This window comes from Paraburkholderia sp. BL17N1 (genome assembly GCF_003634175.1).
Classification (GTDB): Bacteria; Pseudomonadota; Gammaproteobacteria; order Burkholderiales; family Burkholderiaceae; genus Paraburkholderia.
Window position 1 is genome coordinate 3,314,151 of sequence record NZ_RBIW01000002.1, and the last position, 26,475, is coordinate 3,340,625.

20 protein-coding genes and 2 riboswitches are annotated in these 26,475 nt (G+C 64.4%); of the genes, 9 read left to right on the forward strand and 11 right to left on the reverse strand.

What is annotated here, in order from left to right; genetic code table 11:
- Positions 1-186: 186 nt before the first annotated feature.
- From B0G82_RS34785 to B0G82_RS40220, 4 genes are all read left to right on the forward strand, one after another.
- Positions 187-1,803 carry a sugar ABC transporter ATP-binding protein gene (locus B0G82_RS34785; RefSeq protein WP_121310539.1) on the forward strand — a complete coding sequence of 539 codons (1,617 nt, stop codon included), beginning with the start codon at positions 187-189 and terminating at the stop codon, positions 1,801-1,803.
- Positions 1,800-2,801: an ABC transporter permease gene (locus B0G82_RS34790; protein WP_121310540.1), complete on the forward strand. Its 1,002-nt coding sequence runs from the start codon at positions 1,800-1,802 to the stop codon at positions 2,799-2,801. The genes B0G82_RS34785 and B0G82_RS34790 overlap by 4 nt, the downstream gene beginning before the upstream one ends.
- Before the next feature lie 66 nt (positions 2,802-2,867).
- Positions 2,868-4,013: a substrate-binding domain-containing protein gene (locus tag B0G82_RS34795; protein WP_121310541.1), complete on the forward strand. Its 1,146-nt coding sequence runs from the start codon at positions 2,868-2,870 to the stop codon at positions 4,011-4,013.
- A 130-nt stretch (positions 4,014-4,143) separates the two neighbouring features.
- On the forward strand, positions 4,144-4,314 hold the full coding sequence (locus B0G82_RS40220) for a hypothetical protein (RefSeq protein WP_166678947.1): 171 nt from the start codon (positions 4,144-4,146) through the stop codon (positions 4,312-4,314).
- A 56-nt stretch (positions 4,315-4,370) separates the two neighbouring features.
- Here the strand turns inward: B0G82_RS40220 and B0G82_RS34800 are convergent, their stop codons facing one another.
- Positions 4,371-4,658 carry a DUF4148 domain-containing protein gene (locus B0G82_RS34800; RefSeq protein WP_121310542.1) on the reverse strand — a complete coding sequence of 96 codons (288 nt, stop codon included), beginning with the start codon at positions 4,656-4,658 and terminating at the stop codon, positions 4,371-4,373.
- 310 nt (positions 4,659-4,968) lie between these two features.
- Here B0G82_RS34800 and B0G82_RS34805 point away from each other — a divergent pair, with 310 nt between their 5' ends.
- From B0G82_RS34805 to B0G82_RS34815, 3 genes are read left to right on the forward strand one after another with little or no spacing between them, the layout of a single operon-like run.
- Positions 4,969-8,217 carry an efflux RND transporter permease subunit gene (locus B0G82_RS34805; RefSeq protein WP_121310543.1) on the forward strand — a complete coding sequence of 1,083 codons (3,249 nt, stop codon included), beginning with the start codon at positions 4,969-4,971 and terminating at the stop codon, positions 8,215-8,217.
- Positions 8,218-8,236: 19 nt separating this feature from the next.
- Positions 8,237-9,613, forward strand: a complete 1,377-nt coding sequence (locus B0G82_RS34810; protein ID WP_121310544.1) for an efflux RND transporter periplasmic adaptor subunit — start codon at positions 8,237-8,239, stop codon at positions 9,611-9,613.
- Positions 9,614-9,640: 27 nt separating this feature from the next.
- The gene (locus B0G82_RS34815; RefSeq protein ID WP_121310545.1) at positions 9,641-11,113 is read left to right on the forward strand and encodes an efflux transporter outer membrane subunit; all 1,473 of its coding nucleotides are present in this window, start codon (positions 9,641-9,643) and stop codon (positions 11,111-11,113) included.
- Positions 11,114-11,201: 88 nt separating this feature from the next.
- Here B0G82_RS34815 and B0G82_RS34820 read toward each other — a convergent pair whose 3' ends face one another.
- The 10 genes from B0G82_RS34820 to B0G82_RS34875 form a co-directional block, all read right to left on the reverse strand.
- Positions 11,202-12,662: a heavy metal sensor histidine kinase gene (locus tag B0G82_RS34820; RefSeq protein ID WP_121310546.1), complete on the reverse strand. Its 1,461-nt coding sequence runs from the start codon at positions 12,660-12,662 to the stop codon at positions 11,202-11,204.
- Complete coding sequence (locus B0G82_RS34825; RefSeq protein ID WP_121310547.1) at positions 12,662-13,339, reverse strand: heavy metal response regulator transcription factor; 678 nt, start codon at positions 13,337-13,339, stop codon at positions 12,662-12,664. Before B0G82_RS34825 ends, B0G82_RS34820 begins: the two co-directional genes overlap by 1 nt.
- 89 nt (positions 13,340-13,428) lie before the next feature.
- Positions 13,429-14,343 carry an ABC transporter ATP-binding protein gene (locus B0G82_RS34830; RefSeq protein ID WP_121310548.1) on the reverse strand — a complete coding sequence of 305 codons (915 nt, stop codon included), beginning with the start codon at positions 14,341-14,343 and terminating at the stop codon, positions 13,429-13,431.
- 59 nt (positions 14,344-14,402) lie between these two features.
- On the reverse strand, positions 14,403-15,374 hold the full coding sequence (locus B0G82_RS34835; protein ID WP_116144871.1) for an ABC transporter permease: 972 nt from the start codon (positions 15,372-15,374) through the stop codon (positions 14,403-14,405).
- A complete protein-coding gene (gene atzF / locus B0G82_RS34840; RefSeq protein ID WP_121310549.1) occupies positions 15,361-16,815 on the reverse strand; it encodes an allophanate hydrolase in 1,455 nt (484 codons plus the stop codon). Before atzF ends, B0G82_RS34835 begins: the two co-directional genes overlap by 14 nt.
- Positions 16,812-20,408 (reverse strand): urea carboxylase, encoded by a 3,597-nt coding sequence (gene uca / locus B0G82_RS34845; protein WP_121310550.1) that lies wholly within the window; start codon positions 20,406-20,408, stop codon positions 16,812-16,814. The genes atzF and uca overlap by 4 nt, the downstream gene beginning before the upstream one ends.
- Complete coding sequence (locus B0G82_RS34850) at positions 20,405-21,061, reverse strand: urea amidolyase associated protein UAAP2 (RefSeq protein ID WP_121310551.1); 657 nt, start codon at positions 21,059-21,061, stop codon at positions 20,405-20,407. Before B0G82_RS34850 ends, uca begins: the two co-directional genes overlap by 4 nt.
- 11 nt (positions 21,062-21,072) lie before the next feature.
- Entirely contained in the window at positions 21,073-21,828 is a 756-nt protein-coding gene (locus B0G82_RS34855) for an urea amidolyase associated protein UAAP1 (protein WP_121310552.1), read from the reverse strand.
- Between the two features lie 57 nt (positions 21,829-21,885).
- Positions 21,886-22,020, reverse strand: a riboswitch (guanidine-I (ykkC/yxkD leader).
- Between the two features lie 447 nt (positions 22,021-22,467).
- Positions 22,468-23,529: a 2-oxoglutarate and iron-dependent oxygenase domain-containing protein gene (locus B0G82_RS34870; RefSeq protein WP_121310555.1), complete on the reverse strand. Its 1,062-nt coding sequence runs from the start codon at positions 23,527-23,529 to the stop codon at positions 22,468-22,470.
- Positions 23,530-23,538: 9 nt separating this feature from the next.
- On the reverse strand, positions 23,539-24,441 hold the full coding sequence (locus tag B0G82_RS34875) for a TIM barrel protein (protein WP_121310556.1): 903 nt from the start codon (positions 24,439-24,441) through the stop codon (positions 23,539-23,541).
- Positions 24,442-24,597: 156 nt separating this feature from the next.
- Here B0G82_RS34875 and B0G82_RS34880 point away from each other — a divergent pair, with 156 nt between their 5' ends.
- Positions 24,598-24,966 carry a MarR family transcriptional regulator gene (locus B0G82_RS34880; protein ID WP_116121687.1) on the forward strand — a complete coding sequence of 123 codons (369 nt, stop codon included), beginning with the start codon at positions 24,598-24,600 and terminating at the stop codon, positions 24,964-24,966.
- Positions 24,967-25,073: 107 nt separating this feature from the next.
- Positions 25,074-25,211: riboswitch (guanidine-I (ykkC/yxkD leader) on the forward strand.
- Between the two features lie 161 nt (positions 25,212-25,372).
- On the forward strand, positions 25,373-26,449 hold the full coding sequence (locus tag B0G82_RS34885; protein ID WP_121310557.1) for an ABC transporter substrate-binding protein: 1,077 nt from the start codon (positions 25,373-25,375) through the stop codon (positions 26,447-26,449).
- Positions 26,450-26,475: the final 26 nt, after the last annotated feature.

Sequence of the window (26,475 nt, forward strand, 5' to 3'; positions counted from 1 at the left end):
CGATTGATAGAATCATAACAAGCTTTGCGAGCAATCGTTACATCATCAAGCGGCTGAGCACGGTGAATGCCCGTGAATGTTATTGACGCACCATATTCATGATGCGAAGATCACAACACGGTTTTCGGCCGGATAGCGTTATACAAAGAAAAAAATTTCGTCGCGTGGACGAAGGAGACATGCCAGATGAGTGAGCCGGTTGCGGTCGCGGCCGCGTCATCGCCTCAGGTTCCATTGATCCGTGTTGCGGGCGTCACCAAACGATTCGGTGGCGTGCACGCGCTGCGCGGCGTCAACCTCGAAGTGTTGCCCGGCGAAGTCCACGCGCTGCTCGGCGAAAACGGCGCGGGCAAATCCACGCTGATCAAGATCCTGAGCGGTGTGCATGCGTATGACGAGGGCGTCATCGAAATCGCCGGCCAGCAAGTCGCGTTCGACTCGCCGGCGCAATCGCGCGATGCGGGTGTCGCCGTGGTCTATCAGGATTTGAGTCTCGTCGAATCGCTGTCGGTCGGCGCCAATCTCATGTTGGGCCGCGAACCGCGCACGCGTCTGGGCTTCGTGAAGAATCGCCAGCTCATGGCCACGGTCGGCGAGTTCCTGCGCTCGCATGGCATTCCACTCGATCCGAAAGTGCCGGTCGGCTCGCTGCCCTTCGCTTACCGGCAAATGACCGAGATCTGCAAAGCGCTGATGGGCGAAGTGCGCGTGCTGATTCTCGACGAACCCACGTCCGCGTTGACCGGCGGCGAAGAGCAGATTCTGTTCGACGCGATTCGCGCAGTCACGGCTCGCGGCGTCGGCGTGATCTATGTGACGCATCGGTTGAACGAGGTGTTCAGGATTTCGCAGCGCGTGACCGTGTTCCGCGATGGCGCGAATGCCGGCACGTTCCAGACCGCGCAAACGGATATGAAGCAACTGGTGGCGGCGATTGTCGGTCCCGCTCATGCCGCGTTGCAGGCGCGACAGAAAACGGCGGTGGGCGATGGAGCCGTTGCCCCAACCGCAAGCGGTGCGGCGACCTCCGACGAAGCACGCCATGCCGACGCCGCGCCCGTACTCAAGTTATTGAACGTCAGCAACGACCGCCTGCATCACATCGATCTCGTGGTTCGCCGCGGCGAAGTCCACGGACTCGCGGGATTGATCGGCAGCGGACGCACCGAGATTCTGCAAACCGTCTTTGGCCTGCGATCCGTCGACGCCGGCAGCATCGAACTGGACGGTCGGACGCGCTCGCGCATCACACCCGCCGAGGCTATCCAACTCGGCGTGGCGCTGGTGCCGGAGGATCGTCACCTCGAAGGGCTCGTGCTCGATCATTCGATTGAACGCAATCTGACGCTGCCGCGCTTGCCGCATTTTTCCCGCTGGGGATGGCTGCGCAGTCAGGCCGCCGTTCAGCAGGCGAAGCGTTCCATGAAAGAGCTGGCCGTGAAAGCGCCCAACTCATCGACCGCGGTCAAGTTCTTATCCGGCGGCAACCAGCAGAAAGTGGTCTTCGCGAAGTGGAATCATCCGCGCCCCAAGTTGCTCATGCTCGACGAACCGACCGTTGGCGTGGATGTCGGCGCGCGCGAGGAAATCTACGGCGTGGTGAACGACGCCGCGCAGGCGGGCACCGGCGTGCTCATCGTCTCGTCGGATCTGGATGAACTCTTGCGCCTGTGCGACCACATTTCGATCGTCGCGGACGGCTGCATCGTCAATACCGTGGAGCGCGCGGAACTCGCTAATGCCGAAGCGCTGCATCACCTGATCCAACTTTCCCGTTCTTCGCTCGAGGCGTCTGCAACATGAATGAATCTGTCTCGCCGCTGACGGCCGAACGGCAGGCATCGTCGCCGCAGAAAAGCCGTATGCGGCGCATCGCGCAAGCCCTGCTGCAAGGCGACCGGCCATATGCGCTGTATGCCGCGTTCGCGATCCTGCTGGTGGTGTTCAGCTTCGCGTCGCCGTGGTTCCTGTCCATCGATAACTTCCTGAATATCGGCCGGCAAACCGCGCTCGTCTCGATCATCGCGATCGGCATGACCTTCGTGATCATCGCGCGGCAGATCGATCTTTCCGTGGGCTCGACGCTGGCGCTCTCGGGCATGTCCGCCGCGCTCGCCATGGCGTACGTGGGCAACAACTGGGTGATCGGCGCGATTGCCGGTATCGGCACCGGCGCGATTGTCGGCGCGATCAATGGAATCGTGACCACGCGTGTCAACATTCCTTCGTTTCTCGTCACGCTCGGCACACTGAGCGCCGCGCGTGGACTCGCGCTGATGGTCACGACCACCAAGCCCGTGATCATCGATAACGACTCGTTCATCTCGATCTTCGGCGAAGGCGATATTTTCGGCGTGCCGGTGCCGATCATCTGGACGCTGCTCGCCGTGATCGCCGGCATTCTGCTCTTGCACTACAGCGTGTTCGGCAGGCAGATCTACGCGGCCGGCGGCAATCCGACCGCCGCGCTCTATTCGGGCATCAACACGCGGCGCGTGACCACCCTCGCCTTCATTCTCACCGGCATGCTGGCCGGACTCGCCGCGCTCGTGCTGTCAGCGCGCTCGCATGCGGCGCGGCCCGACGTGGTGCAAGGCATGGAGCTGGATGTGATCGCCTCAGTGACGCTCGGCGGCTGCAGTCTGTTCGGCGGACGCGGCTTCGTGCTGGGGACGCTGCTCGGCAGTCTGATCATCGGCACGCTCAATAACGGGCTGGTGCTGCTCGGCGTGAGTTCATCGCTGCAACTGGTGATCAAAGGCGTGATCATCGTCGCGGCGGTTGCGTTTACGAGGAAGTAGGCAGGAAACAAGGAAGTTCGGACTGAAGACGTGAAGCGCGGACATGAAGACCAACGGAGGAGAAACATGAAACAACGTCGTGGTTCAAGAATAGCGTTAGCCGGTGTCATGGCGGCGGCCGCCGTCGCTTGTCTGGCTTCCCCGGGTGCTTACGCACAATGCGTGACCGGCATACCGGCGGGCTCGATCGGGCCGAAGGGTATCGTCGGGCAAGGACCGAACGGCGAAAAAGCCGCGTCGGTGGATGCCGTGAAACTGACCGACGCCGACATCGCCAAAATCAAGGCCGGCAAGTTCAAGGTCGGCATTTCGATGCAGACCATGAATCTCGACTGGTCGCAACTTCAGGTGGCGGGCATCACCGATACGCTGAAGAAGTACGGCGTGGAAGTGATCGGCACGGCGTCGGCGGAATATCAGGTCGACAAGCAGATCGCCGATATCGAGAACACAATCCAGCGCCACCCGAACGGCATCATCTCCATTCCGGTCGATGGCACGGCGACGGCCGCCACCTACAAAAAAGTGTCCGCGGCCGGCATCAAGCTCGTGTTCATGGACAACGTGCCGACCGGCCTGAAGCATCCGGAAGAATACTCGGCGATGATCTCAGCGGATAGCGAAGGCAATGGCCAGATCGCGGCGAAAGTGCTCGCCTCGTGCGTGCCGCAAGGCGCAACGGTCGGGCTCGTGAATTTCGGCGTCGACTACTTCAGCACGACGGAACGGACCAAGGCCGTCAACGACTGGCTGAAGAAAAACCGTCCGGACATCAAGATCAAACAGGTCGCCTTCACGGACCCGTCTAAAGTCGGCCAGATCGCGGGCGACTTCCTCACTGGCAATCCTGACGTGAAGGGCCTGTTCGCGGTGTGGGATCAGCCGGCTCTGGACACGCTGACCTCTATGCGCGCGCAAGGCGTGACCATTCCCATGACGACGGTCGATCTCGGCCTGCAATCCGCGATCGAAATCGCCAAGGGCGGACCGCTCAAGGCAACTGGTTCGCAACGTCCGTACGATCAAGGCGTTGCCGAGGCCATGGCGATGATGAAGGCGCTGATCGGCCAGACGCCGCCGGCGTGGATCGGCGTGCAATCGTTGCCGGTGGTTCAGTCGAACGTGCTCGAGTCTTATAAGACCGTGTTCAAGAAGGACCCGCCGCCGCAACTGGCGGATGCGTGCAAGAAGGCCGCGCCGGCTTGCGGTTGAGGCGGACGAACCGCGCTTCGTCATCGCACTTCTCTTCTTCAGCTTCCGGACGCCGGCGCGACAGGCCGGCGTCGGGCGCGAATCCTGCTACTCGATAGACCTACTACGTCGATTCGAACGAGGAGAAAAGATGACCCTGCTTATTTACCTGGTTGGCTGGATCATTCTGATCGGCGGCGTGTCATGGGGATTGATGGCCATGCACGTCGCGCAGCATACGATTGCCATCGTGGCGGTCATTCTGCTCGGCGTCGCTGTGATTACCGGCGCGACGCGGGCACGCAGCCGGGATCGGCCGTAGCGTCGGCAATCTGCTGCCAGCCGGAAGCAGCCGGTTTGATACGGCGGTAAATTGTTTCAGTTCGAAACCGGCTCCCCATTCATCGCCGGCATCTGCGCGGCGCGCACCGTTGCGGTGTTATCCGCGTGGTGCCCGATCGCATAAAGCTCCCGGTTTCGCGCTATTTCGGCATCCGTCGGCGGATACTCTTCATCATGGGACGGCACCAGCCCTTCTGCCTGTGCCTGCTTCAACTGCGCCGTTACATCGGCGCGCGTCAGACCTGACGTGCTGGTTTGCGCAAAGGCATTCGCGCCGAATGCCAGGCTGAGCGCGGTGACGGCAACAGCGTTAAGCAATTTCATGATGTCTCTCCGGGTAGGGGCAAACAATGACTGGGTAGCAATACGCCTCCCATTCTTGTCATTTCCCCTGTCCGGGCACTGACCTCCAGATTACCGTTCTGTTATCTACGCACGCCTGGCGATATGCCACGCGAAGCCGCGCCACATCTGCGCGCATTCACTTCAGCGCTCACATAACAGAACGGTAATCTAACCGACGGCAGCCGGTCAGCGCCGCCCCGCCACACTCCTGACTTACGAAGCCCGCGTCATGCGCCTCGCAGCACTGCAACGGCGCGTGCCTCCATCGGCCCTTTTTCAGGAACCCGTCATGTGGATTGTCAGGCTGGCGCTGCGCCGCCCTTATACCTTCATGGTCCTCGCCGTGCTGATCTTTATCGTCGGCCCGCTCGCGATACTGCGCACGCCGACCGATATCTTTCCGAACATCGATATCCCGGTGGTCAGCATCGTCTGGAGCTACAACGGCTTCTCGGCGCAAGACATGGCCAGTCGCATCACGTCGAACTACGAACGCGCGCTGACCTCGGACGTCGACGATATCGAGCACATCGAGTCGCAATCGCTGAACGGCGTCTCCGTGGTGAAAATCTTTTTCCATCCGGGCGCGGACATCAATCGCGCGATTGCGGAAGCGGCGTCTAATTCCGCGTCGATCCTGCGCGTACTGCCGCCCGGCACGTTGCCGCCGAACATCATTACGTATAACGCCTCGACGGTGCCGATCCTGCAACTCGGCCTCTCCAGCGACACGCTCTCCGAACAGCAACTCTACGATCTCGGCAACAGCCAGATCCGCACGCAACTGGCGACGGTGCAAGGCGCCTCGGTGCCGCTGCCGTTCGGCGGCAAGGTGCGGCAGATCATGGTGGATATCGATCCGCGCGCGTTGCAGGCCAAGGGCCTCGCCCCGCTCGACGTGGTCAACGCGGTCAATGCGCAGAACCTGATTCTGCCGGGCGGCACGGCGAAGATCGGCACAAAGGAATACAACGTGCAGATGAACGGCAGCACCGACACGGTGGCCGCGCTAAACGATCTGCCGGTCAAGACCGTGGCCGGCGGCGTGGTGTACGTGCGTGACGTCGCCCATGTGCGCGACGGCTATGCGCCGCAGACCAATATCGTGCGCAGCGACGGCAAACGCGCCGCGCTCCTGACCATCGAAAAATCCGGCAGTACCTCGACGCTGACCATCATCCAGCAGGTCAAGGCGATGCTGCCGCATATCGCGGCCGGCCTGCCGAGCGCGCTGCATATCACCGCGCTGTCCGATCAATCCGTGTTCGTGAAGTCGGCCGTGGTGGGCGTGGCGCGCGAGGCGCTGATCGCTGCCGCCCTCACCGCCTTGATGATTCTGCTGTTTCTCGGCAGCTGGCGCGCCACGCTGATCATCGCGGTGTCGATTCCGCTCGCCGTGCTGACCTCGCTGATCGCGCTGTCCGCGCTCGGCCAGACCATCAACATCATGACGCTCGGCGGCCTCGCGCTCGCCGTGGGTATCCTCGTCGACGACGCCACCGTCGCCATTGAAAACATCACGCATCACCTGGAGAACGGCGAGCCGTTGCAGGACGCGATTCTGAACGGTTCCGGCGAAATCGCCGTGCCGACCTTCGTCTCGACGCTCTCGATCTGTATCGTGTTCGTGCCGATGTTCCTGCTCTCCGGCGTCGCGCGCTATCTGTTCGTGCCGCTGGCCGAAGCAGTGGTGTTCGCGATGATCGCGTCGTACTTCTTCTCGCGCACGCTGGTGCCGACGCTCGCTATGTATCTGATGCGCGCCCGCAGCAACGCGCCCGCCACCGGCAACGGTCCGGTTGCGCGCCTGATCCGCTTCCAGGCCGGCTTCGAGCAACGCTTCGAACGGCTGCGCGAACGCTATCGCGGCGTGCTCGGCGCGGCGATAGCGAGCCCGAAGCGCTTCATTGCGATCTTCCTCGTGCTTTGCCTCGGCTCGCTTGCGCTGGTCCCGTTCGCGGGCCGTGACTTTTTCCCGGCTGTGGACACCGGCGAAATCCGCCTGCATCTGCGCGCGCCGACCGGCACGCGCATCGAGGACACCGCGAGTATCACCGACCAGGTCGAAGCCCGCGTGCGCGATGTGATCCCGAAGCAGGAACTCGGGGCGATGCTCGATAACATCGGCGTGCCGGTGAGCGGCATCAATCTGACCTATGACTCGTCGGACCCGATCGGCCCCGAAGATGCCGACGTGATGATCACGCTCGCGCCGAAACACAAGCCGACCGCGCAATACGTCGCGACGCTGCGCAACACGCTGACCAAGAATTTCCCCGGCGTCACGTTCGCCTTCCTGCCCGCCGATATCGTCAGCCAGATTCTCAACTTCGGCCTGCCCGCGCCGATCGATATCCAGATCGTCGGCAACAAGCTCGACGCCAACCGCGTGGTGGCGGACCGTTTGCTCGCGCAACTGCGCGGCGTGCGCGGTCTCGTCGATGCACGCATTCAGCAACCCGGCGACGCGCCCGCGATCAACGTCAATGTCGACCGCACCCGGGCGATTCAGGCCGGCCTGTTGCAGCGTGAGGTATCGCAGAACCTGCTGATCGCGCTCTCAGGCAGTTCGCAGACCACGCCGAATTTCTGGCTCGATCCGCGCAACGGCGTGAGCTATCCGCTGGTGGCGATGATGCCGCAGTACGACGTCAACTCGTTGCAGGCGCTCGCCAATATTCCGGTCGCGCAGAGCGGCGGCGCGCCGACGACGGCAGCGGCCACGGCCCCGTTCTCGGCGAACGGCGTGGGGCCCGCGCCGCAGAACCTGCTCGGCGCGTTGAGCACGCTGACACGCGGCACGCAGCAAGCCGTCGTCTCGCACTACAACGTGCAACCGGTGCTCGATATCTTCGCGTCGGCGCAAGGGCGCGATCTTGGCGGCGTGGCGGCGGACGTCAACCGGTTGGTCGAGCAGATCCGGCCGCAATTGCCGCCGGGCGCATCCATCGTCGTACGCGGCCAGGTGCAGGCCATGCACGATTCGTTCAGCGGTCTCGCGAGCGGCCTCGTATTCGCCATCGGCCTCGTCTATCTGCTGATGGTGGTCAATTTCCAGTCGTGGCTCGACCCGTTCATCACGATCAGCGGCTTGCCGGGTTCGCTCGCCGGCATTGCGTGGATGCTGTTCAGCACCGGCACCCGCCTGAGCGTGCCAGCGCTCACCGGCACCATTCTGTGCATCGGCATCGCCACGGCCAACAGCATTCTGGTTGTCAACACCGCGCGTGAACTTCACCACGGCGGCAAGCCGCCGTTGCAGGCCGCGCTCGAAGCCGGCTTCAGCCGCTTCCGGCCGGTGCTGATGACGGCGCTCGCCATGCTGATTGGCATGCTGCCGATGGCGCTCGGCCTCGGCGACGGCGGCGAACAGAACGCGCCGCTCGGCCGCGCCGTAATCGGCGGCCTCGCGCTCGGCACGGTGTCGACCTTGCTGTTCGTCCCTGTCGTCTACGGGATGGTGCACGCGTGGCTCGACAAACGCCGCGCGGCACGCAGCGAAACACACGAATCCGCCGTCGCCGCCCGTACTCTTTGATTTCGACGAGACCTTTTTTATGAACGATTCATCACTTCCGCCGAAGTTGGGTGGGCAGCCCGAACAGGTTGCCAACGCCGCTGAAACTCGCGCGCCAGACGCCGCTCATGCTGCTGACCTCGCGCCAGCAGCTTCAGCCGCGCGGGAATCAGACCGCGGCGCGCAGGCGCATGCCGCCCCATCCGTCGAATCCACGCGTGACAAGCGGGAGCAAGCGGCCGACGACGCCGGTTCCCACCGCGAGACAAACGCCGGAACGCACCGCCGTCTCTGGCCCTTCGCGCTCTGCGGTCTTGCCGCGGTCTTGCTGATCATCGGCATCGTGCCGCGTCTGCATGCGAGCGCCGCGCTCACGGAGCAAACGCAAGCGCAAAGCATGCTCAGCGTGTCGGTGGTCAAGCCGCGCCCCGCGCCGGCCGTCAACGAGCTGCTGCTGCCCGGCGCCGTCACGCCGTTCGCCGAAGCATCCATCTATGCGCGCACCAGCGGCTACCTCGCTCACTGGAACACCGACATCGGCGCGCAGGTGAAGAGCGGCCAGGTTCTCGCGACGATCGAAGCCCCTGATCTTGACGCGCAACTGCGCCAGGCCCGCGCCGACGAAGCCACCGCACAGGCCAATTTCGACTACGCGAAAACCACCGCGCAGCGTTGGCAGGACATGCTCAAGACCCAATCGGTCGCCCAACAGGACGCCGACAGCAAGGTCAGCGATATGGAAGCGCGTCGCGCGATGCTGGCGTCGGCCCAGGCCAATGTCGCGCATCTCGCCGAACTCGTCTCGTACGAGAAGATCACCGCGCCGTTCGACGGCGTGATCACCGCGCGCAACGTCGACGTCGGCGCGCTGGTGACGGCGGGCGGCACGCCCGGCGCCGCGGGCATGTCGGGCGAGCTGTTCCATATCCAGCAGAACGGCGTGCTGCGTGTGTTCGTCGACGTGCCGCAGAACGACGCGCCGTACGTCACGCCGACCACGGCCGTGTATCTGACCGCGCAGCAGTATCCCGGCCGCCATATCGCGGCGAAGGTGGCGCGCAGCACCGGTTCGATCGATCCATCGAGCCGCACGCTGCGCGTCGAGATCGACGTCGACAACAAGGACGGCGCGTTGATGCCCGGCGCCTACACGCAGGTGCATCTGCAATTGCAATCGACCACGCCGGCGCTCGATCTGCCGGTCAGCGCGTTGCTGTTCCGGCCGGACGGCGTGACGGTCGCCGTGGTCGACAACAATGGCCGGGCGCTGCTCAAGACCGTGCAGATCGGCCGCGATTTCGGCACGCACGTGGAAATCACGACGGGACTCGGCGCCTCGGACCGCGTGATCGACAACCCTGGCGATTCGATCGCTAGCGGCCAGATGGTTCAGATCATGCCGGCCATGCATGGCTGAGTGCTTCGTCAGACAAAGGATTTGCCGATGATCAACCTGTCTCTTTCACGGTCACGGCCGCGCCGCGCGCTGGCGGCCACGCTGATCGGCGCGCTGCTCAGCGCGTGCTCGACCCTGCCTGCGTATCAACGCCCGAGCGCCGAGATTCCAGCGCAGTACGCGGGCGCCGTGCACACAGCCGCCACACCCGGCTGGGCGCAGGCCGCGCCGGCCGACGCCACGCCGCGCGGCCCCTGGTGGACGATCTTCAACGATCCCGTGCTGAACGAGCTGGAGGCGCGCATCGACGTGTCGAACCAGACCGTGCGCAAGGCGGTCGCGCAGGTCCAGCAGGCGCGCTCGGTGGTGGACTATCAGCGTGCCGGTTTCTTCCCGACCATCACCGCCGGTGCCGCGCAGCAGCGCTTTCGGACCTCGCAGAACGTCGAAGGTAAGTCGCTCGCGGGCAAGACCGTGCCCGACTATTCGGCGGGCGTTGCGGCGAGCTGGGAGCCGGATTTGTTCGGAAAGATACGCGACAGTGTGAACGGCGCGCAGGCGGACGCGCAGGCGAGCGAAGCGGACCTCGAAGGCGTGCGCCTGTCGATGAGCGCCGATCTGGCCGTCGACTATTTCTCGCTGCGCTCGCTCGACACGCAGAAGAAGCTGCTCGACGACAGCGTGAATGCCTACGCCGCCGCGTTAAATCTGCTGCAGCAGCAGTTGAAAAACGGCGCGATCGATGCCTCCGCCGTCGCGCAGGCCACGACGCAACTCGAAGCGACACGCACGCAAGACACCGACATCGACGTGACGCGCGCGCAGATGCAGCACGCGATCGCGACGCTGATCGGCGAACCGGCATCGACCTTCACGCTGCCGCCGAACGGCTCGGCCATTACGCCGCCCGCAATTCCGATTGGCGTGCCGTCGCAATTGCTGGAACGGCGCCCCGATATCGCCGCTGCCGAACGGCGCGTGGCATCCGCGAATGCGCAGATCGGCGCGGCCCATGCGGCGTTCTTTCCCGATCTGGTGTTGTCCGCAAGCGCCGGGCTCGAAAGCACGTTTTTCGCGCCATGGCTGAGCGCGCCGAGCCTGTTCTGGTCGCTCGGTCCGCAACTGGCCGGCACGCTGTTCGACGGCGGCAAGCGTAAAGCAACCCTGCACGGCGCCACCGCGCAATACGACGGCGCGGTGGCGGACTATCGACAGTCGGTGCTGGTGGCGTTCCAGCAGGTCGAGGACAACCTGTCCGCCCTGCATTCCCTCGCCGACGAAGCCGCCAGCCAGCAGCGCGCCACCACGGCCGCGGACCTGTCGCTGCGGCTCACGACGAACCGCTTCAACGCGGGCGCGGTCAGCTACCTCGACGTGGTGACCGCGCAGACGATTGCGCTGACGAACCAGCGCTTCGCGGATCAGATCGCCGCGCGGCAGTTGGAGTCGAGTGTGCTGTTGCTGAAGGCGTTGGGCGGCACGTGGGGTAATGAAGGCAAGAGCGCGGTGGGGTCGATGTAAGCGGAGGGTGCGCGAATTCCGGCGAAGGCACCGCGGTGAAATGCTTGAACGCGGTGTCTGCCAGATAGCGCGAGCAAGGTGTTGCGATCTAGCTGGCGCGCGGAAATTTCACCACGAACCGCGTGCTGCGCGCATCGCTTTCCGCATGCACGGAGCCGCCGTGCAGCTCCATGATCGTGCGCACGATGGCAAGCCCGAGCCCGGTCGATCCCGTGGACCCTTGCGGCAATCCTGAAGACGGCAGCGAACTGCGCGACGGATCGACCCGATAGAAGCGGTCGAAAATCCGTTCGAGATGCTCGGCGGGAATCGGCTGTCCCTGGTTCTCCACGCTCACGCGCACGGCTTCGGCCGACGCGCCGGCGTCCAGCACGATCTCGCCGCCCGGCGGCGTATAGCGAATCGCGTTGGCGAGCAGATTGCTCACGGCGCGGCGGAACAACTCGAGATCGGCAGTCACGGTAGCCGCGCCGCTCACGCGCAAACGCACATTCGCATCGTCGGCAATGCCTTCGAAATACTCGGCGATGTGAGTCAACTCCTGCGCCGCGTCGAACTCGCGCAGTTGTTTGACGAACTGCGGATGCTCGGCGCGCGCCAGAAACAGCACGCTCTCGATCATGCGCGAGAGCCGGTCGCACTCTTCCAGATTCGAGGCGAGCAGCGTTTCGTATTCGTCGACGGAGCGCGGCCGGGCGAGCGCGACTTCAGCGGCGCCGCGCATGTTGCTGAGCGGCGTGCGCATGTCGTGCGCGAGGTCGGCGGTGAAACGCGACAGACGCTGGAACCCGTGCTCGACGCGTTCGAGCATCGCGTTCAGCGAGGCCACCAGAGCTTCGAGTTCGCTCGGCACGCGCGCCACCGCGATTCGCGTATCGAGGCGGTTCACCGTGACGAGGCTCGCGCTCGCCGCGATATCGCGCAACGGCCGCAGCGCGGCGCGAATCAGCAGGTAGCCGAGCAGCATGGCCAGCACCACGCCGGCCACGCCCGCCATGTTGAGCTTGTCGCGGTAACGGTCCAGCAGCCGCCAGCGGTCGCTCATGTTGCGCGCCACCAGCAGGCTCGCCGTGTCGCCGTTACGCAGCCGTGCGTCCGTGAAAATGCCGCGGATCGGCGCGCCGTTACGGCCAGTCCAGTCGCCGATATCGGCCTCGGTGATGCGCGCCGTCGCGGCCACGCGCGTGAGCGGCGGCAACCCTGCGACGGTCGCGGCGCCGCTCGCCGCATCCGGTGCGGCAAGCGCGCCGGCGATGTTGTGTTCGATCGCGCGCTTGCCGTCGGGATCGAACACTTCCATCGACAGCGCTTCGTTGCCGAGCACGACGCTAGTCAAACGCTCGCTATGGTCGCGCAGGCTTTGCGCCGACTCCAGTTCCTCAGCGAGACGTCGTGCGTGACGCGCGGCGAGCACGATGTCGAGATTGTCCTGCGCCTTGATCTGCTTTTCGAGCGCGACATACAGGAAACTGCCGACCAGCACGAAAACCGTCAGCGTGGTGGCGCCGAACGCCAGCGCGAGCGCCGCGGCAAGCGAGCGGCCGCGCATCAGGCAGTGTCCTTCAGTTCGAGCACGTAGCCCACGCCGCGCACGGTGTGGATCAGCTTGACGGGAAAGTTGTCGTCGATCTTGGTGCGCAAGCGGCGGATCGCGACTTCGACCACGTTGGTGTCGCTGTCGAAATTCATATCCCACACATACGAGGCGATCTGCGTGCGGCTCAGCACTTCGCCCTGACGGCGCGCGAGCAGTTGCAGCAGCGAGAACTCACGCGGCGTGAGGTCGATACGCGTGCCGCCCCGCTTCACGCGACGGCGGTTCACGTCCATTTCCAGATCGCCCACCTTGATCAGTTCGCTTTCGCGCGGCGGGCCACGGCGCGCCAGCGTGCGCACGCGCGCCAGCAGTTCGACGAAGGCAAAGGGTTTGACGAGGTAATCGTCCGCGCCGAGTTCGAGGCCGCGCACGCGGTCGTCGATGTCGTCGCGCGCGGTCAGGAACAGCACGGGCGTGGTGCGTTTCGCGCGCAAGGTCTTGACGACGGTCCAGCCGTCCATGCCCGGCAGCATCACGTCGAGCACGATCACGTCGTACTCTTCTTCCAGCGCGAGGATCAGCCCTTGCGGGCCGTCGTTGGCCACGTCGACCGCATAGCCGGACTCTTCCAGGCCCTTCTTGAGGTAGGCCGCTGTTTTCAGCTCGTCCTCGATCACCAGGATGCGCATCGGTTGCTCCGCGTGGCATTGACGGTGGAATCATACCGTCAAGCACCCCAACGGGCGATTACGATCCGGTAATGTCGATGCGCTGCGACCTACTCGACGTTGTCCGCGATGTCGGTCATACGGATCATGTGCGGTTTGACCACGTCGTCCTCCTCGTCGCGGGCCTCCGTAGGTGGATGGATCAAGGCTTCGAGCCGCGCCTTGGTCGCCAGAAACTCCGGCGAAGTGACCTGCGAATAGTCGCGCGGCCGCGGCACCGGCACTTCGATCAACTCCTGCACCTCGCCGGGATTCGCCTTCAGCACCAGAATCCGGTCGGCGAGAAAGATCGCCTCGTCCAGGTCGTGCGTGATGAACAGCACGGTCACGTCGATGTTGCGCCAGATATCCAGCAGGTGCGTCTGCATCTTCGCGCGCGTTTGCGCGTCGAGTGCGCCGAAGGGTTCGTCCATCAGCAGAATGCGCGGCCGGTTGGCGAGCGCGCGGGCAATCGCCACGCGCTGCTTCATGCCGCCCGACAACTGATGCGGATAGGCATTGGCGAATTTCGTCAGACCGATCAGATCGAGCCACTGCAGCGCCTCGCGTTCCGCATGCAGAGTGCTGTGGCCGTTCATCTTCAGACCGAACATGACGTTCTTCTTGACCGTCAGCCACGGAAACAGCGTGTAGCCCTGAAACACCATGCCGCGGTCGGCGCCGGGCCCTTGCACCGGCTTGCCGTCGAGCAGCACGCTGCCGCTCGTCTGCGCCTCCAGGCCGGCGAGAATGCGCACCAGCGTGGACTTGCCGCAGCCCGACGGTCCGATCACGCAGACGAACTCACGCCGGTGCGTCTTGAAACTGATGCCGTCGAGCGCCGTGCACTCGCCTTGTGCCGCCTTGAAGCGCTTGCCGAGGTCGCGCACCTCCAGAATCACCTCGCGCGATTTCAGGCGGTCGAAACGCTCGCGTACCGCTTCGGACTGGATCAGGTACGACGGAACGGGTTGCGGATTTAACATGATGGAATCCTTTGAATGCGCTGCGGTGCCTGCGATAAGCCGTGTCACGAAACCGTCCGCTACGCCTTGAGCGTGCGGTCCCACGGAAACAGCTTGCGGCCGAGAAAGGCCAGCACGAGATCGGTGCCGAGGCCGATGATGCCGATCATCATGATCGCCGCATAGACGTTGTCGAAATGCTGGTAGCGCGCCTGCTGCGTGATGTACCAGGTGATGCCGGAGCTGGTCCCAACCAGTTCCGCCACGATCAGATACGTCCACGCCCAGCCGAGCAGAATGCGCTGGTCGCGGTACAGGTCGGGCAGGATGCCGGGGATCACCACGTGCGTGAGCAGCTTAAACTTCCTGGTGCCGAGCGTCATGGCGGCTTCGAACAGGCCGTATTCGAGCTTGCGGGTGGTGTTGGCCACGATCAGCACCTGCTGGAACAGCGTGCCGATCACGATGATCGCGATCTTCGGGCCGTCGTAAATGCCGAGAATCGCCACCATCAGCGCGCCGAACGCGGGCGCGGGCAAGTAGCGGAAGAACTCGAAGAACGGCTCCTGCAAGCGCGCGATCGCGCTGTACGTGCCGCACACGATGCCGATCGGCACGCCGATCACCGACGACAGCACGAAGCCCCAGAAGATCACCTGAATGCTGTGCCAGAGACTCTGATGCAGCCAGACGCCGTCGCGCGACGCGGGCGGCGTGGTGAACGCGGTATAGAACGCGCGCAGCACTTCATGGGGCGCGGGCAAATACACCGGGTTGACCGGTTCGCCGGCCGGCAAGGCGGCATGGGCGTCGCGCGCGTGGGCGAGTTCATCGGCGAACACGTCCTTGTCGACACGCATGCCCGGCTGGAAATAGTCGACGCTGCCCGGCGTCTCGATCAGCACCTGCGGATGCCAGATGAACGGCACGTAGCTGACCAGACACCAGACCAGCAGCGGCAACAGGAACGAGCCCGCCCCTAACAGCCATTTGCCGCGCGCGGAGAGTTCGCGGCGCACCGCGAACCATTCGGTTCTGTCAATGACGGCCATGGGATTCTCCGGGGCGGACTGTGGTTGCGTCGTATATGGATCCTGGAGCGGCGGTCGTTTCGTCGAGCCACGCGCGCGCCAGATCGAGCAGCACGATGTCTTCCTGGGCACGCGCGACGAAGCTCACGCCGAACGGCAAGCCCGCATGCCGGCCGACCGTGCAGACGCCGGCCGGCACCGCCAATGCGGACAGGTCAAGCAGGTTGACGAAGTTCGTGTAGTAGCCGAAGCGCGAGTTCACGCGGATCGGGTCCGCTTCCAGTTCGTCGACGGTGGCGGTCGTCGCCGAAGTCGGCGTAACGATGGCGTCGATGCGCTGCCAGACTTGCGCCGCTTGCATACGCAGGAACGCGAGGCGGTCGAACGCGGCGAACGCATCGGCCGCGCTCCAGCGCGCCGCGCCGCCGATGATCTCGCGGATCACCGGATGCAGCGCGTCGGGCTGCGTGTCGGCGAACTCGCGGATCGCCGCGAGCCGCTCGGCGACCCACGGTCCTTCATAAAGCAGCCGCGCGGTGGCGAGGAACGGCTCGAAGTCGATCTCGACCAGTTCGGCGCCGGCGGCTCGCAAACGCGTGAGCGCGGCATCGAAAGCGTGCGCGTACGAGGTGTCGCCGAAAAATTCGAGCTGGTCCGCGCGCGGCACGCCGAAGCGCACACCGCGCAGCGACGGTTGCGCGCCAGGTTGCGCGGCGCCCGGCGGCGGCTGGAATTCGCGCGCATACGGATCACTTGGCGCGACACCGCGCGCGGCGTCGAACGCGCGCTGCGCGTCGTCCGCCGAGCGCGCGAAAATCGACACGCAGTCGAGCGATTTGCACGCCGGCACCACGCCGAGCGTGCTCAGCACGCCCTTGGTCGGCTTCAGTCCGAACAGGCCGTGGAATGCAGCCGGCACGCGTCCCGAGCCGGCCGTGTCGGTGCCCAGCGAAAACGCCGCCAACCCGAGCGCGACCGATACCGCCGAACCGGAGCTCGAGCCGCCCGACGCGTAGCGCGGATCGAGCGCGTTGCGGCACGCACCGTGCGGCGAGCGCTGGCCGGACAAACCCGTGGCGAACTGGTCGAGATTGGTCTTGCCGATCGGAATCGCGCCCGCCGCGATCAGGCGCGCGACTACCGGCGCGCTAACCGTGGGCGTGTACGCATAAGCGGGGCACGCGGCGGTGGTCGGAATGCCGGCCAGGTCGATGTTGTCCTTGATGGCGAACGGCACGCCGTAGAGCGGCAGTGCGTCGATGTCGCGGCCTTCGAGCGCGTCGGCGTAACGCAGCATCTCGTTGCGGCTCAATGGGCGGATCCATGCGTGATGCGGATCGTCGCCCGAAGTCCGCGCGGCGATCGCTTCCACCAGTTGCGCCGGCGTGAGGCTGCCGGCGCGATAGCGCGCCCGCAGCGCTTCGATCGACATGGACTGGAACAGATCGTCGTGGGATTTCATTTGCACGTAGCCTCCTCGGTGGCGTCGGCTGCAATGCCGGCGCGCATCACCATCAATCGTTGACCCGCGACGACCGCCGCGCCTTCCGCGCAGTCGATCGTTTCGATCACGCCGTCGCCGCTCGCGGTGACGGAGATTTCCATCTTCATCGACTCGACGATCGCCACCACCTGGCCGTCGGCGACCCGTTCGCCGGCCTTGACGAGCAGCTTCCACACGCTGCCCGACACGTCGGCGACAATGCCTTGCTGGCCAGCCGCAAGCGCGTCGTTCGTCGTGTTGCCGGCATGCGCCGCATCGCCGTCCGTTTCGCCGACATATCCAGCATGTCCGGCCGCGTCCCAGCGCTCGCGTTCCGCATCGAAGGCGGTTTGCTGCGTGCCTTTGAACGCGGCGATCGACTCGGCTTCGTCCTTCAGAAAGCGGTTGTACGCGCCGAGGTCGAACACGGACTCCTCGATCTTCAGACTCGCGCGGCCCGCGATAAAGTCCGTGCGCAGCTCGGCCAGTTCGGCCTCGCTCACTTCGTAGAAACGGATCTCATCGAAGAAGCGCAGCAGCCATGGCTTGCCCGCTTCGAACTCGCGCGTGGTGCGATAGCGGTTCCACATCTGCACGGTGCGGCCGACGAACTGATAACCGCCCGGACCTTCCATGCCATACACGCACAGATACGCACCGCCGATGCCCACCGCGTTCTCCGGCGTCCACGTGCGCGCCGGGTTGTACTTGGTGGTGACGAGCCGGTGACGCGGATCGAGCGGCGTCGCGACCGGCGCGCCGAGATAGACGTCGCCGAGACCCATGACGAGATAGCGTGCGTCGAACACGATGCGCTTCACGTCGTCGATACTATGCAGTCCGTTGATGCGGCGAATGAACTCGATATTGCTCGGGCACCACGGCGCGTCGGGACGCACAGATTGCATGTAGCGTTCGATCGCGATCCGCGTCGACGGGTCGTCCCATGAGAGCGGCAAATGCACGATGCGGTTCGGCACGCGCATCGCGTCCACGGCGGGCAGTTCGCGCTCGGCTTGCTGCAGATGCGCGAGCAACGTGTCGTGCGACAGCACGCGGTGATCGAAATGCACCTGCAGCGAACGGATGCCCGGCGTCAGATCGATGATGCCCGGCAAGCGGTGCGCGTCGAGCCAGTTCATCAATGCATGCACGCGAAAGCGCAGGTTCAGGTCGAGCACGAGCGGACCGTATTCAATCAGCACGTTCTGATCGCCGGAGCGGCGATAGACCACGCCGGTGCCCTCGCCTGCCGTCGGGTCGCGATAGAGGATGCAATCGTGATCCGCTTCGCTCGCCGGTGTCACGCGTTGCGCCGCTTTGACCGGCACCCGTTCGAAGCGCACCGTATCGCCCGGACGCAGTTGACCGAGCTTCCACAATTCCTCGCCCACCACCGTGACCGGACACACGAAGCCGCCGAGGCTCGGACCGTCGGGACCGAGAATTACGGGCATATCGCCGGTGAAGTCCACCGCACCGACCGCGTACGCGTTGTCGTGAATATTCGACGGATGCAGCCCCGCCTCGCCGCCATCCGTGCGTGCCCATTGCGGCTTCGGGCCGATCAGGCGCACACCTGTGCGGCTGGAGTTGTAGTGCACCGTCCAGCGCGTGCCGTAGAGCATCGCGATGTCGTCGGGCGTGAAGAAATCGGGCGCGCCGTGCGGGCCGTCGAGCACGCCGAGCGTCCAGTCGTGCGTCAGCACCGGCACGCGCGTTGCGTCCAGTTGCGCCCCCGCTTCACCGCGATCCGCGCCATCGGCGAGATGCAGCACGTCGCCCTTGCGCAAAGCGCGACCTGCGTGGCCGCCAAACTGCCCGAGCGTGAAGGTCGCCTTGCTGCCCAGATAGTCCGGCACCTGCAGGCCGCCCTTCAGCGCGAGACATGCGCGCATGCCCGCGCCCGTCACGCCGCCGAGTTTGAGCACGGCGCCCGCCGGCGCGCGCGTGACTTGCCATAACGTGACAGGCGCGCCGTCGAGCGTGGCGGCGAGCGGCGCGCCGCCGAGCACGAAAAGCGTCGCGGTATTGAAGCGCAGCGTGGCGCCGACCATCGCGCATTCGAGCCCCGCCGCGTCGGCGGGATTGCCGAGCAGTTCGTTGGCGAGGCGGAACGACAGATCGTCCATCGGACCCGACGGCGGCACGCCGATGTCCCAGTAGCCGGTTCGTCCGGGCGTCTGCTGCACGGTGGTCTGCACGCCGCCGTCGAGCACGTCGATCGTATGCGGAGCGAACATGAAGCGCGACAGGAACGCAGTGGTCTGCTCACCGCGCGCAAACGTCGACGATCCGGCAATGGCGCGCAGATAGTCGAGATTGGTCTCGATGCCATATAACTGCGTTTGTTCTAGCGCGGCACGCAACGCAGTCAGCGCAGCCTCGCGTGATTCGCCTTTGACGATCAGCTTGGCGAGCAATGGATCGTAGAACGCACTGACTTCCGTGCCCGAATCGACCCACGTGTCGACTCGCGCGTCGGCGGCGAACGCGACATGCGTCAGCACGCCTGCACTCGGTTGAAACTGTTTGTGCGGGTCTTCCGCGTACAGCCGCACCTGAATGCTCGCACCTTGCGGCACGGGCGCCAGCGTATCGAGCGGCGCAAGTTCGCCCTCGGCTTCGCGGATCATCCACTCGACCAGATCGATACCCGTCACTTCTTCCGTCACGCAGTGCTCGACCTGCAATCGCGTGTTCACTTCGAGGAAATAGAAACGGCGCGTGTCGGCATCGAACACGAACTCCACGGTGCCCGCTGACTTGTACTTCACGGCTTGAGCGAGACGCACGGCGCTCGCATGCAGCGCGCTGCGTTCCGCGTGCGTGAGGCCAGGCGCAGGCGTCTCCTCGATCACCTTCTGGTTGCGCCGCTGCACCGAACAATCGCGTTCGCCGAGCGAGATCACGCCGCCTTTGCCGTCGCCGAAAATCTGCACTTCGATATGACGTGCGTTTTCCACGAACTTCTCGACGTACACACCCGCATTGGCAAAGTTCGCTGCGCCGAGCCGCGCGACCGACGCAAACACGCTCTCCAGTTGCGCGGCATCGCGGCACAGCGACATGCCGATGCCACCGCCACCCGCGGTGCTCTTCAGCATGACCGGATAGCCGATCGACTCCGACTCGCGCAACGCCGCGCTCACGTCGGGCAGCAAGCCTGTGCCCGGCAGCAAGGCGACGTCGTTGGCTTGCGCGATTTCACGCGCCGTATGTTTCAGGCCGAACTCGCGCATCTGCTGCGGCGTTGGGCCGATGAAGCGGATCCCGGCGTCGTCGCACGCTTGCGCGAAGGCGGCGTTCTCGGACAGAAAACCGTAGCCGGGATGCACAGCGTCGGCGCCGCTTGCACGCGCCGCTTCGAGAATTGCCGCGCCGTTCAGATAGCTCTGCGCCGCGAGCGCCGGGCCGATGCAGACCGCTTCATCGGCGAGCATCACATGCATGGCATGGCGGTCGGCTTCGGAATAGACCGCGACCGACGCGATACCGAGCCGCTTGAGCGTGCGAATCACGCGGCAGGCAATCTCGCCGCGATTGGCAATCAGGACTTTGTGGAATCTCATTGGGCATCCCAGATCGTCAGTCGCACGGGCGTCGGGTTGTAGCCGTTGCACGGATTATTCAACTGCGGGCAGTTCGAGATGAGCACTGTGACATCCATTTCGGCGCGCATTTCGACATATTTGCCCGGCGCGGAGATGCCGTCCTCGAACGTCAGTTTGCCGAGCGGCGTCACCGGCACGTTCATGAAGAAGTTGATATTGCTGACGATGTCGCGCTTGCCGAGTTGCGTGCCCACGCCGCACGTGCAATGCGTGATCGCATGCAGGAAACTGTCGCGGCAGCTATGCATATGGCGCTTGTCGAGCGCGTAACGCACGGTATTGCTCTCGGCCGCGCAAGCACCGCCGAGCGTGTCATGACGGCCGCACGTGTCGGCGACGATGCTCAGCATCGGCTTGCCGAGGTTCGACATGAGCACACTGCCGGCGGACAGATAGAGATTGCGTTGCGCGCGGATCGTGTCTTGCGCGCTATAGCGTTCGAGCGGATCGGCGCTGTTATAGAACAGCGTGTCCACAGCCTGATTGCCTTCCAGGTCGAGAATGCGGAACGCCTGGCCGCGTTTGACTTCATGCAGCCACGGCTCGCCCGAAGGCAGCGTGAGGTCGTAGACCGCATGACGGAGTTCGAGCTTGCTTTCGATAATAGGCATCGCGGGTCTCCTTAAACGAACAGACGGTCGGTGTTGACGAAGCCGCGCCCGTTCTCCGGGCACGCGCAGCGGCAGGGATCGTCGGCCGGCACGCAAGCGTCGGCCGCATAGGCGCGGTACGCGATCAGCTTGACGGGCCCCGGCTTGTATTCGGATGAAGGGTCGAGCGGATGCGGTGCGGTCGAAAACACGGCGAGCGTGTCCATTTCGAAGCGCAGATCGAACGCGGCGCCCGCCGGCGAATGGCCCGCTACGAAGCTAAGCGCGCCGTCCTCGTCGATCGCGAGTTTGCTGAAGAAGTTGATATTGGCGACGAGGTCGCGTGTGCCGAGTCCGTGCTTCGCCAGTTCGAGCAGCAGGCTGTCGCGGCCGTTGCGGATCATTGCATTGCGACACTGCTGATAGCGGGCCTCGCCGTACTTCGCCGCGGACGATTCCGCGTCGCCGATGCCGCCGAGCGGATCGTGCCAGCCGAGCGTATCGGCGGTGATCGACGCCAGCACGCGGCCCATGTCTGAATAGAGCACGTGGCCGCGCGTCAGATGCGCGGTGTGCTGCGCCTTCAGCGTATCGGCCATGTTGTAGCGTTCGAGCGGTTCGTCGTGCCGGTAGAACACGGCGGCCAGATTCGCGCCGCCTTCGCTATCGACGACGCGCAACGCCATGCCACGGCGCAGCACGCCGGACCAGTGCGTGCCGGCGGGAATCGCCGTTTCCCATGCCACGTGCGGGATCGGTGCGAGATCGACAGGGGATTGCGTCGACATGGAGGCTCCAGGTATCGGTTGGGAATAAGCATGAGAGGGCGATTGACCGACATCGCGACCTCCCGGGCTTTTATCCCTCCGTGGAGCCTCGCCGGCGCCTTGAAAGAAGGTGAACGGCAAGACCGGATTGCTCTCGGACCAGACATCGTGCGCATTGACCTGCACACGACCGGAACCCTAGCGATCCTGAAGATGATGCAAATTACTTCGCACCTCTCGCTGCGTAGCTAAGCGAGTTGCGTGCCAGCGTTGTCTCAAGGATGCGGCAAGTGTGGCGCAGCAAGGGATTGGATGCGATGCGCGCGGCAAGCAGTTATGTGTGAGCCGATCGCTCACGCACCAGCGCCGCTTGTGAATCCGCACCAGTTGGATGCGCCGGGCACCACGATTGGGCTCGACGCGCGCCCGCGCGACGCTGGACATGGCTCTGAGCGATGGCATGGTGTGTGCGTATCAATGCGCCACATCCACTCCCTTCCTGACACGACCATGCCGACGCTTGCCGCTATCCGACGCGCGCTTTACACCTTGATGTCGGCACGTTTCATCGAGTTGCAAAAGCAGCAGCGCCGCTCGTGACTGAAGCGGCGTGTTGTCTTGATGCCAGGCATTTGCGATTGGATCGCAGCTCGTTTTCGCTCAGCCTTGAGTGTCCAGATCCGCGCTCGCATAGCGCGCCTGTTGGCCGAAGCTTGCCAACGCTTTCGAACCATCGGGCAACTGTAGTTCTCCTCGTTCGAGACGTTCCTTCAGATAGGTAAAACTCTGCGCCGTCTGCGCGAACAGATGGTCGCCCGCCGACACGGGCGGGTATTTCGCCACCGCTTCGGGCGTCGCGAATGGCGGCAGCGGCGCGACGACCGTGTGATAGTCGCAGGCGAAAAAGAGCGGGAACGAGTAGCGCTCCTCCCGCACCTTGCGCACGCGGTGCGACGTCGCGACATACGTCCCGCCCGTCCACACTTCCAGCATGTCGCCGATGTTCACGACAAACGCGTTCTCGACCGGCGGCGCATCGATCCACTCGCCCTCGCCGTTCATCACTTCGAGTCCGGGCGCGGTCGGCAGCAGGATCGTGAAGCACTCGTAGTCGGTATGCGCGCCGATGCCGGGCCGGTCTTCCGCCGACGGATCGAATGGATAGTGGATCAGCCGCAACTGGCTCGGCGGCTTGCGCAAATACCGGTCGAAGTGCTGTTCGGGCAAGCCGAGCGCGAGCGAGAAGCCGCGAAACAGGGCGCGGCCGAGTTCGAACGCCGCTTCGTAGTAGCCGCCCACCGCTTCGCGAAAACCCGCTTGTTCCGGCCAGGTATTCGGGCCCAGCATCGGCGTGCCGGCGCGCACGTCGGGGTCGTCGGCGGGCAGCTCGCGGCCGGTGTCGAAGGCTTCCTTCCTGTCGCGCTTGCCGCCCGCGAAGACTTCCTCGCCCTCCGGCACATAGCCGCGATGCGCCGTCGACTTGCCGATGTAGTAGCGCATCTTCCATTCATGTTCGGCAGCGAAGAAGCGCCTGGCCTGCTCGATCAACGCGCTTTGCTGCGCGCGCGGCACCTGATGGCCGGTGACATAGAAAAAGCCGGCCTCGCGTGCCGCGCGATCGAGTGCGCGCGCTGTGGTGAGCCGCTGGCTGGCGTCGTCGCTGAAGAGGCCGCTCACGTCGACGATGGGTAGTTGCTGAAAGCTCGTATGGGTTCGGTTCATGAGATGTGCCTAGACAAGCTGCGCGCTGGTTTGAGATTGCGTCTGCTCGTTTCGCTCGCCGCCTCCTTCGCGCTCGGCAAGAAACGCAGCCAGATGGCGCCGTTCCTCGCGCCCCATCCATGTATTGATCTCCCACAGATCGGCCACCGGCGCGTTCGTAAACGGCAGCGTATGCAGATAGCCGTCGGGACCGAACTCCGGTGTCATCGTCGTGACGGTGTAGCCCTGCTCGATCTGCGCGCTCCACAGCGCTTCCCAGATCCGCTGATGCGAGGCAAGGCAGTCCGCATACTCGGGCGCCGCCGGATGCGGCACCTGCGGACCTTGCGGATAGCCGACACGCCCATGCAGATGATGCGCATGCGGCGCCAGTTCGAGGATCGTGTCCCACTCGCTGTCGAGCAGCCGCTCGCACACCGACACCCAATGGCTGAAGTCGCAGGTCAGCTTGAGCGCGGGCACGGCGCGCGCGACGTCGCGAGTGATCCAGGGGTTATAGAACGAGCGCCCACGGTGCGTTTCGAAGCTGCACGTCACATCGTGTTTCGCCGCGATCTCCACCGCGCGCGCGAAGAAGTCCAGTTGGGTCGCCGCCGGCCAGGCATCGCAACCGGCCATGACGTTGAAGAAGCGCGGTTCGAGCGGCTTGCCCCAGACGATCTTCTCCTCGAAGTCTCGCAGATGATCGGCAGGCGTCGCGGAACGTTCCGGCACGTAGCTGCCGGCCGTCGTGATCTCCGCGATGAAACCCAGGCGCTCGTCGGCAATGGCCTGCGCAAAGGCATCGCGCGCTGCGCCGCCGGACGGCACCGGCGCTTCGATGCCGTCGAAGCCGGCCGCCCGCACGAGCGGCGCGGCATCGCGCGGGCCGCCGTCGAATCCCCAGAACGTCTTGAACAATTCGAATTTCATCGCTTCTCCATTTACATGCAAATTTGCATGCAATAGTACACATGAAAAGAACGAGTCAATAAACTATCCCTACGTGGCCGTGGAATATTTTCGCGCGCCCGATTTCCGGCTCGATTAGCACTTAAACTGTGCAGCCCTCCTCCTCGTGGTGAATCGATGAAGAAGAAAATTGCGCGAGCCAAGGGGCAAGCCGTCGCGCGCGCCATTCTCGACATGGACTGGCAGTGGTCGGCGCATTTCGGCGATCTCGGCCTGAACGACCTGAACTACAGCGACCTGTTCTGCCGCATGTGGGTGGATCAGGACGATCACTTCGCCAAGACAGCGCTCTACGAATTCATGCCGGGCGTGAGCCGCCGCACCGCCGTGCGGTACGTGCAGGAGTTGATCGACGGCGGCTGGCTGCTGGAAACGAGTTCCGCCGAGGATCGCCGCATCAAGCAGGTGAGCCTCGCGGCCTCGATCGAGGAACGGCTGGAGCAGTTTCTCGCTTACGTGCATCAACGGTTTGCGGCGCTGGATTGACTTCGCTCACGCGACGCCGAAGTTGAAGCGTTCGCATGATCTCAGTCGCGCGATCCGCTGGCATATTTCTCGCTAGATGATTCACCGAGAGGTGCGGCAGCGTCGCATCTTAGGGATGCTAGGGTTCCGGTTCGCGAGAATGTCTGGTCCGAGAGCAGCCCGGTGCGCCGCCCGGTTCGCTTGCAATCCGATTGCAGGCACGTACTGACGGCCGCACTACACGGCGGGACAAAAGCCCGGGAGATTGGCGATAGCAATGTCTATCGTGCCTCTCCGTGGCCGGTGTTTGTCTCCCGCAGTTTCCGCGTCGTTGTTCTCTCGCGGGAACCGGTCATGTTGTTTCATCGCGCAGTCGCCGCGCGATCCAACTCAACAATCGCAATTGACCGGTCTCCTGGAGAAAACGATGAAACGCTTCGAATCCGTTCTGACGTCTCGCACTCCCCGTGCATCACTCGCCTCGCCTGCCCGCTTCGCTTCGGCCCTGCGCACGCGTGGCGCGCTCGCTGTGGCCGCCGCCGCACTCGCTATCGGTCTTGCCGCGGGCCCTGCCGCCAGCCCGGCGCAAGCCGCGGCCGCGCCGCTCGCCATCGGCTATAGCGACTGGCCCGGCTTCGTCGCTTTCCAGATCGCCATCGAAAAAGGCTGGTTCAAGGAAGCGGGCGTGGACGTGAATTTTCAATGGTTCGACTACTCAGCGTCGCTCGATGCATTTTCCGCCGGCAAGCTCGACGCGGTCGGTGCGACCAACGGCGACGCGCTCGTGACGGGTGCAAGCGGCGCGAAGAACGTGATGATCCTGCTCACCGACTATTCGAGCGGCAACGACATGATCGTCGCCAAGCCGCCGGTGCGCACGGTGGAAGGATTGAAGGGCAAGAAGGTCGGCGTGGAAATGGGTCTCGTCGATCACCTGCTGCTCGACACCGCGCTCGAAAAACATGCGCTGAAGGAATCGGACCTCACGCTCGTCAATGCGAAGACCAACGAATTGCCGCAAGTGCTCGCCTCGTCCGGCGACGTCGCCGCGGTCGGCGCTTGGCAACCGAACGCGGGCGAAGCGCTCAAGCGCGTGCCCGGCTCGCGGCCCATCTTCACCTCCGCCGACGCCCCCGGCCTGATCTACGACGCGATCACGGTCAACCCCGTCAGCCTGCAATCGCGCAAGGCCGACTGGGCCAAGGTGATCAAGGTCTGGTATCGCTGCGTGGCCTATATCAACGATCCGAAGACACAGCCGGACGCGGTCAGGATCATGTCCGCGCGGGTCGGTCTCACGCCTGCGCAGTACCTGCCCTTGCTGAAAGGCACGCACCTGCTCGACGCCGCGGCGGCGAAAAAGGCCTTTACCAAGGGTGACGGACTCGACTCCGTGTACGGTTCGAGCGTGAACGCCGACAAGTTCAACGTACGCAACGCCGTGTACAAACAGTCGCAGAACGTGAGCGCCTATATCGATCCGGAGCTTGCCAACGCGCAGTAAGCGGCCCGCAAGGCGCCGCAATCGCA

What these genes read in the sequence shown, in the direction of transcription:
- B0G82_RS34830 (WP_121310548.1), bottom strand. Translation starts at nt 14,343, where the DNA reads ATGTTAAATCCGCAACCCGTTCCGTCGTACCTGATCCAGTCCGAAGCG.
- B0G82_RS34790 (WP_121310540.1), top strand. Translation starts at nt 1,800, where the DNA reads ATGAATGAATCTGTCTCGCCGCTGACGGCCGAACGGCAGGCATCGTCG.
- B0G82_RS34820 (WP_121310546.1), bottom strand. Translation starts at nt 12,662, where the DNA reads ATGCGCGGCCGCTCGCTTGCCGCGGCGCTCGCGCTGGCGTTCGGCGCC.
- B0G82_RS34880 (WP_116121687.1), top strand. Translation starts at nt 24,598, where the DNA reads ATGAAGAAGAAAATTGCGCGAGCCAAGGGGCAAGCCGTCGCGCGCGCC.
- B0G82_RS34795 (WP_121310541.1), top strand. Translation starts at nt 2,868, where the DNA reads ATGAAACAACGTCGTGGTTCAAGAATAGCGTTAGCCGGTGTCATGGCG.
- B0G82_RS34855 (WP_121310552.1), bottom strand. Translation starts at nt 21,828, where the DNA reads ATGTCGACGCAATCCCCTGTCGATCTCGCACCGATCCCGCACGTGGCA.
- uca (WP_121310550.1), bottom strand. Translation starts at nt 20,408, where the DNA reads ATGAGATTCCACAAAGTCCTGATTGCCAATCGCGGCGAGATTGCCTGC.
- B0G82_RS34875 (WP_121310556.1), bottom strand. Translation starts at nt 24,441, where the DNA reads ATGAAATTCGAATTGTTCAAGACGTTCTGGGGATTCGACGGCGGCCCG.
- B0G82_RS34785 (WP_121310539.1), top strand. Translation starts at nt 187, where the DNA reads ATGAGTGAGCCGGTTGCGGTCGCGGCCGCGTCATCGCCTCAGGTTCCA.
- atzF (WP_121310549.1), bottom strand. Translation starts at nt 16,815, where the DNA reads ATGAAATCCCACGACGATCTGTTCCAGTCCATGTCGATCGAAGCGCTG.
- B0G82_RS34815 (WP_121310545.1), top strand. Translation starts at nt 9,641, where the DNA reads ATGATCAACCTGTCTCTTTCACGGTCACGGCCGCGCCGCGCGCTGGCG.
- B0G82_RS34870 (WP_121310555.1), bottom strand. Translation starts at nt 23,529, where the DNA reads ATGAACCGAACCCATACGAGCTTTCAGCAACTACCCATCGTCGACGTG.
- B0G82_RS34850 (WP_121310551.1), bottom strand. Translation starts at nt 21,061, where the DNA reads ATGCCTATTATCGAAAGCAAGCTCGAACTCCGTCATGCGGTCTACGAC.
- B0G82_RS34800 (WP_121310542.1), bottom strand. Translation starts at nt 4,658, where the DNA reads ATGAAATTGCTTAACGCTGTTGCCGTCACCGCGCTCAGCCTGGCATTC.
- B0G82_RS34810 (WP_121310544.1), top strand. Translation starts at nt 8,237, where the DNA reads ATGAACGATTCATCACTTCCGCCGAAGTTGGGTGGGCAGCCCGAACAG.
- B0G82_RS34835 (WP_116144871.1), bottom strand. Translation starts at nt 15,374, where the DNA reads ATGGCCGTCATTGACAGAACCGAATGGTTCGCGGTGCGCCGCGAACTC.
- B0G82_RS34805 (WP_121310543.1), top strand. Translation starts at nt 4,969, where the DNA reads ATGTGGATTGTCAGGCTGGCGCTGCGCCGCCCTTATACCTTCATGGTC.
- B0G82_RS34825 (WP_121310547.1), bottom strand. Translation starts at nt 13,339, where the DNA reads ATGCGCATCCTGGTGATCGAGGACGAGCTGAAAACAGCGGCCTACCTC.
- B0G82_RS40220 (WP_166678947.1), top strand. Translation starts at nt 4,144, where the DNA reads ATGACCCTGCTTATTTACCTGGTTGGCTGGATCATTCTGATCGGCGGC.
- B0G82_RS34885 (WP_121310557.1), top strand. Translation starts at nt 25,373, where the DNA reads ATGAAACGCTTCGAATCCGTTCTGACGTCTCGCACTCCCCGTGCATCA.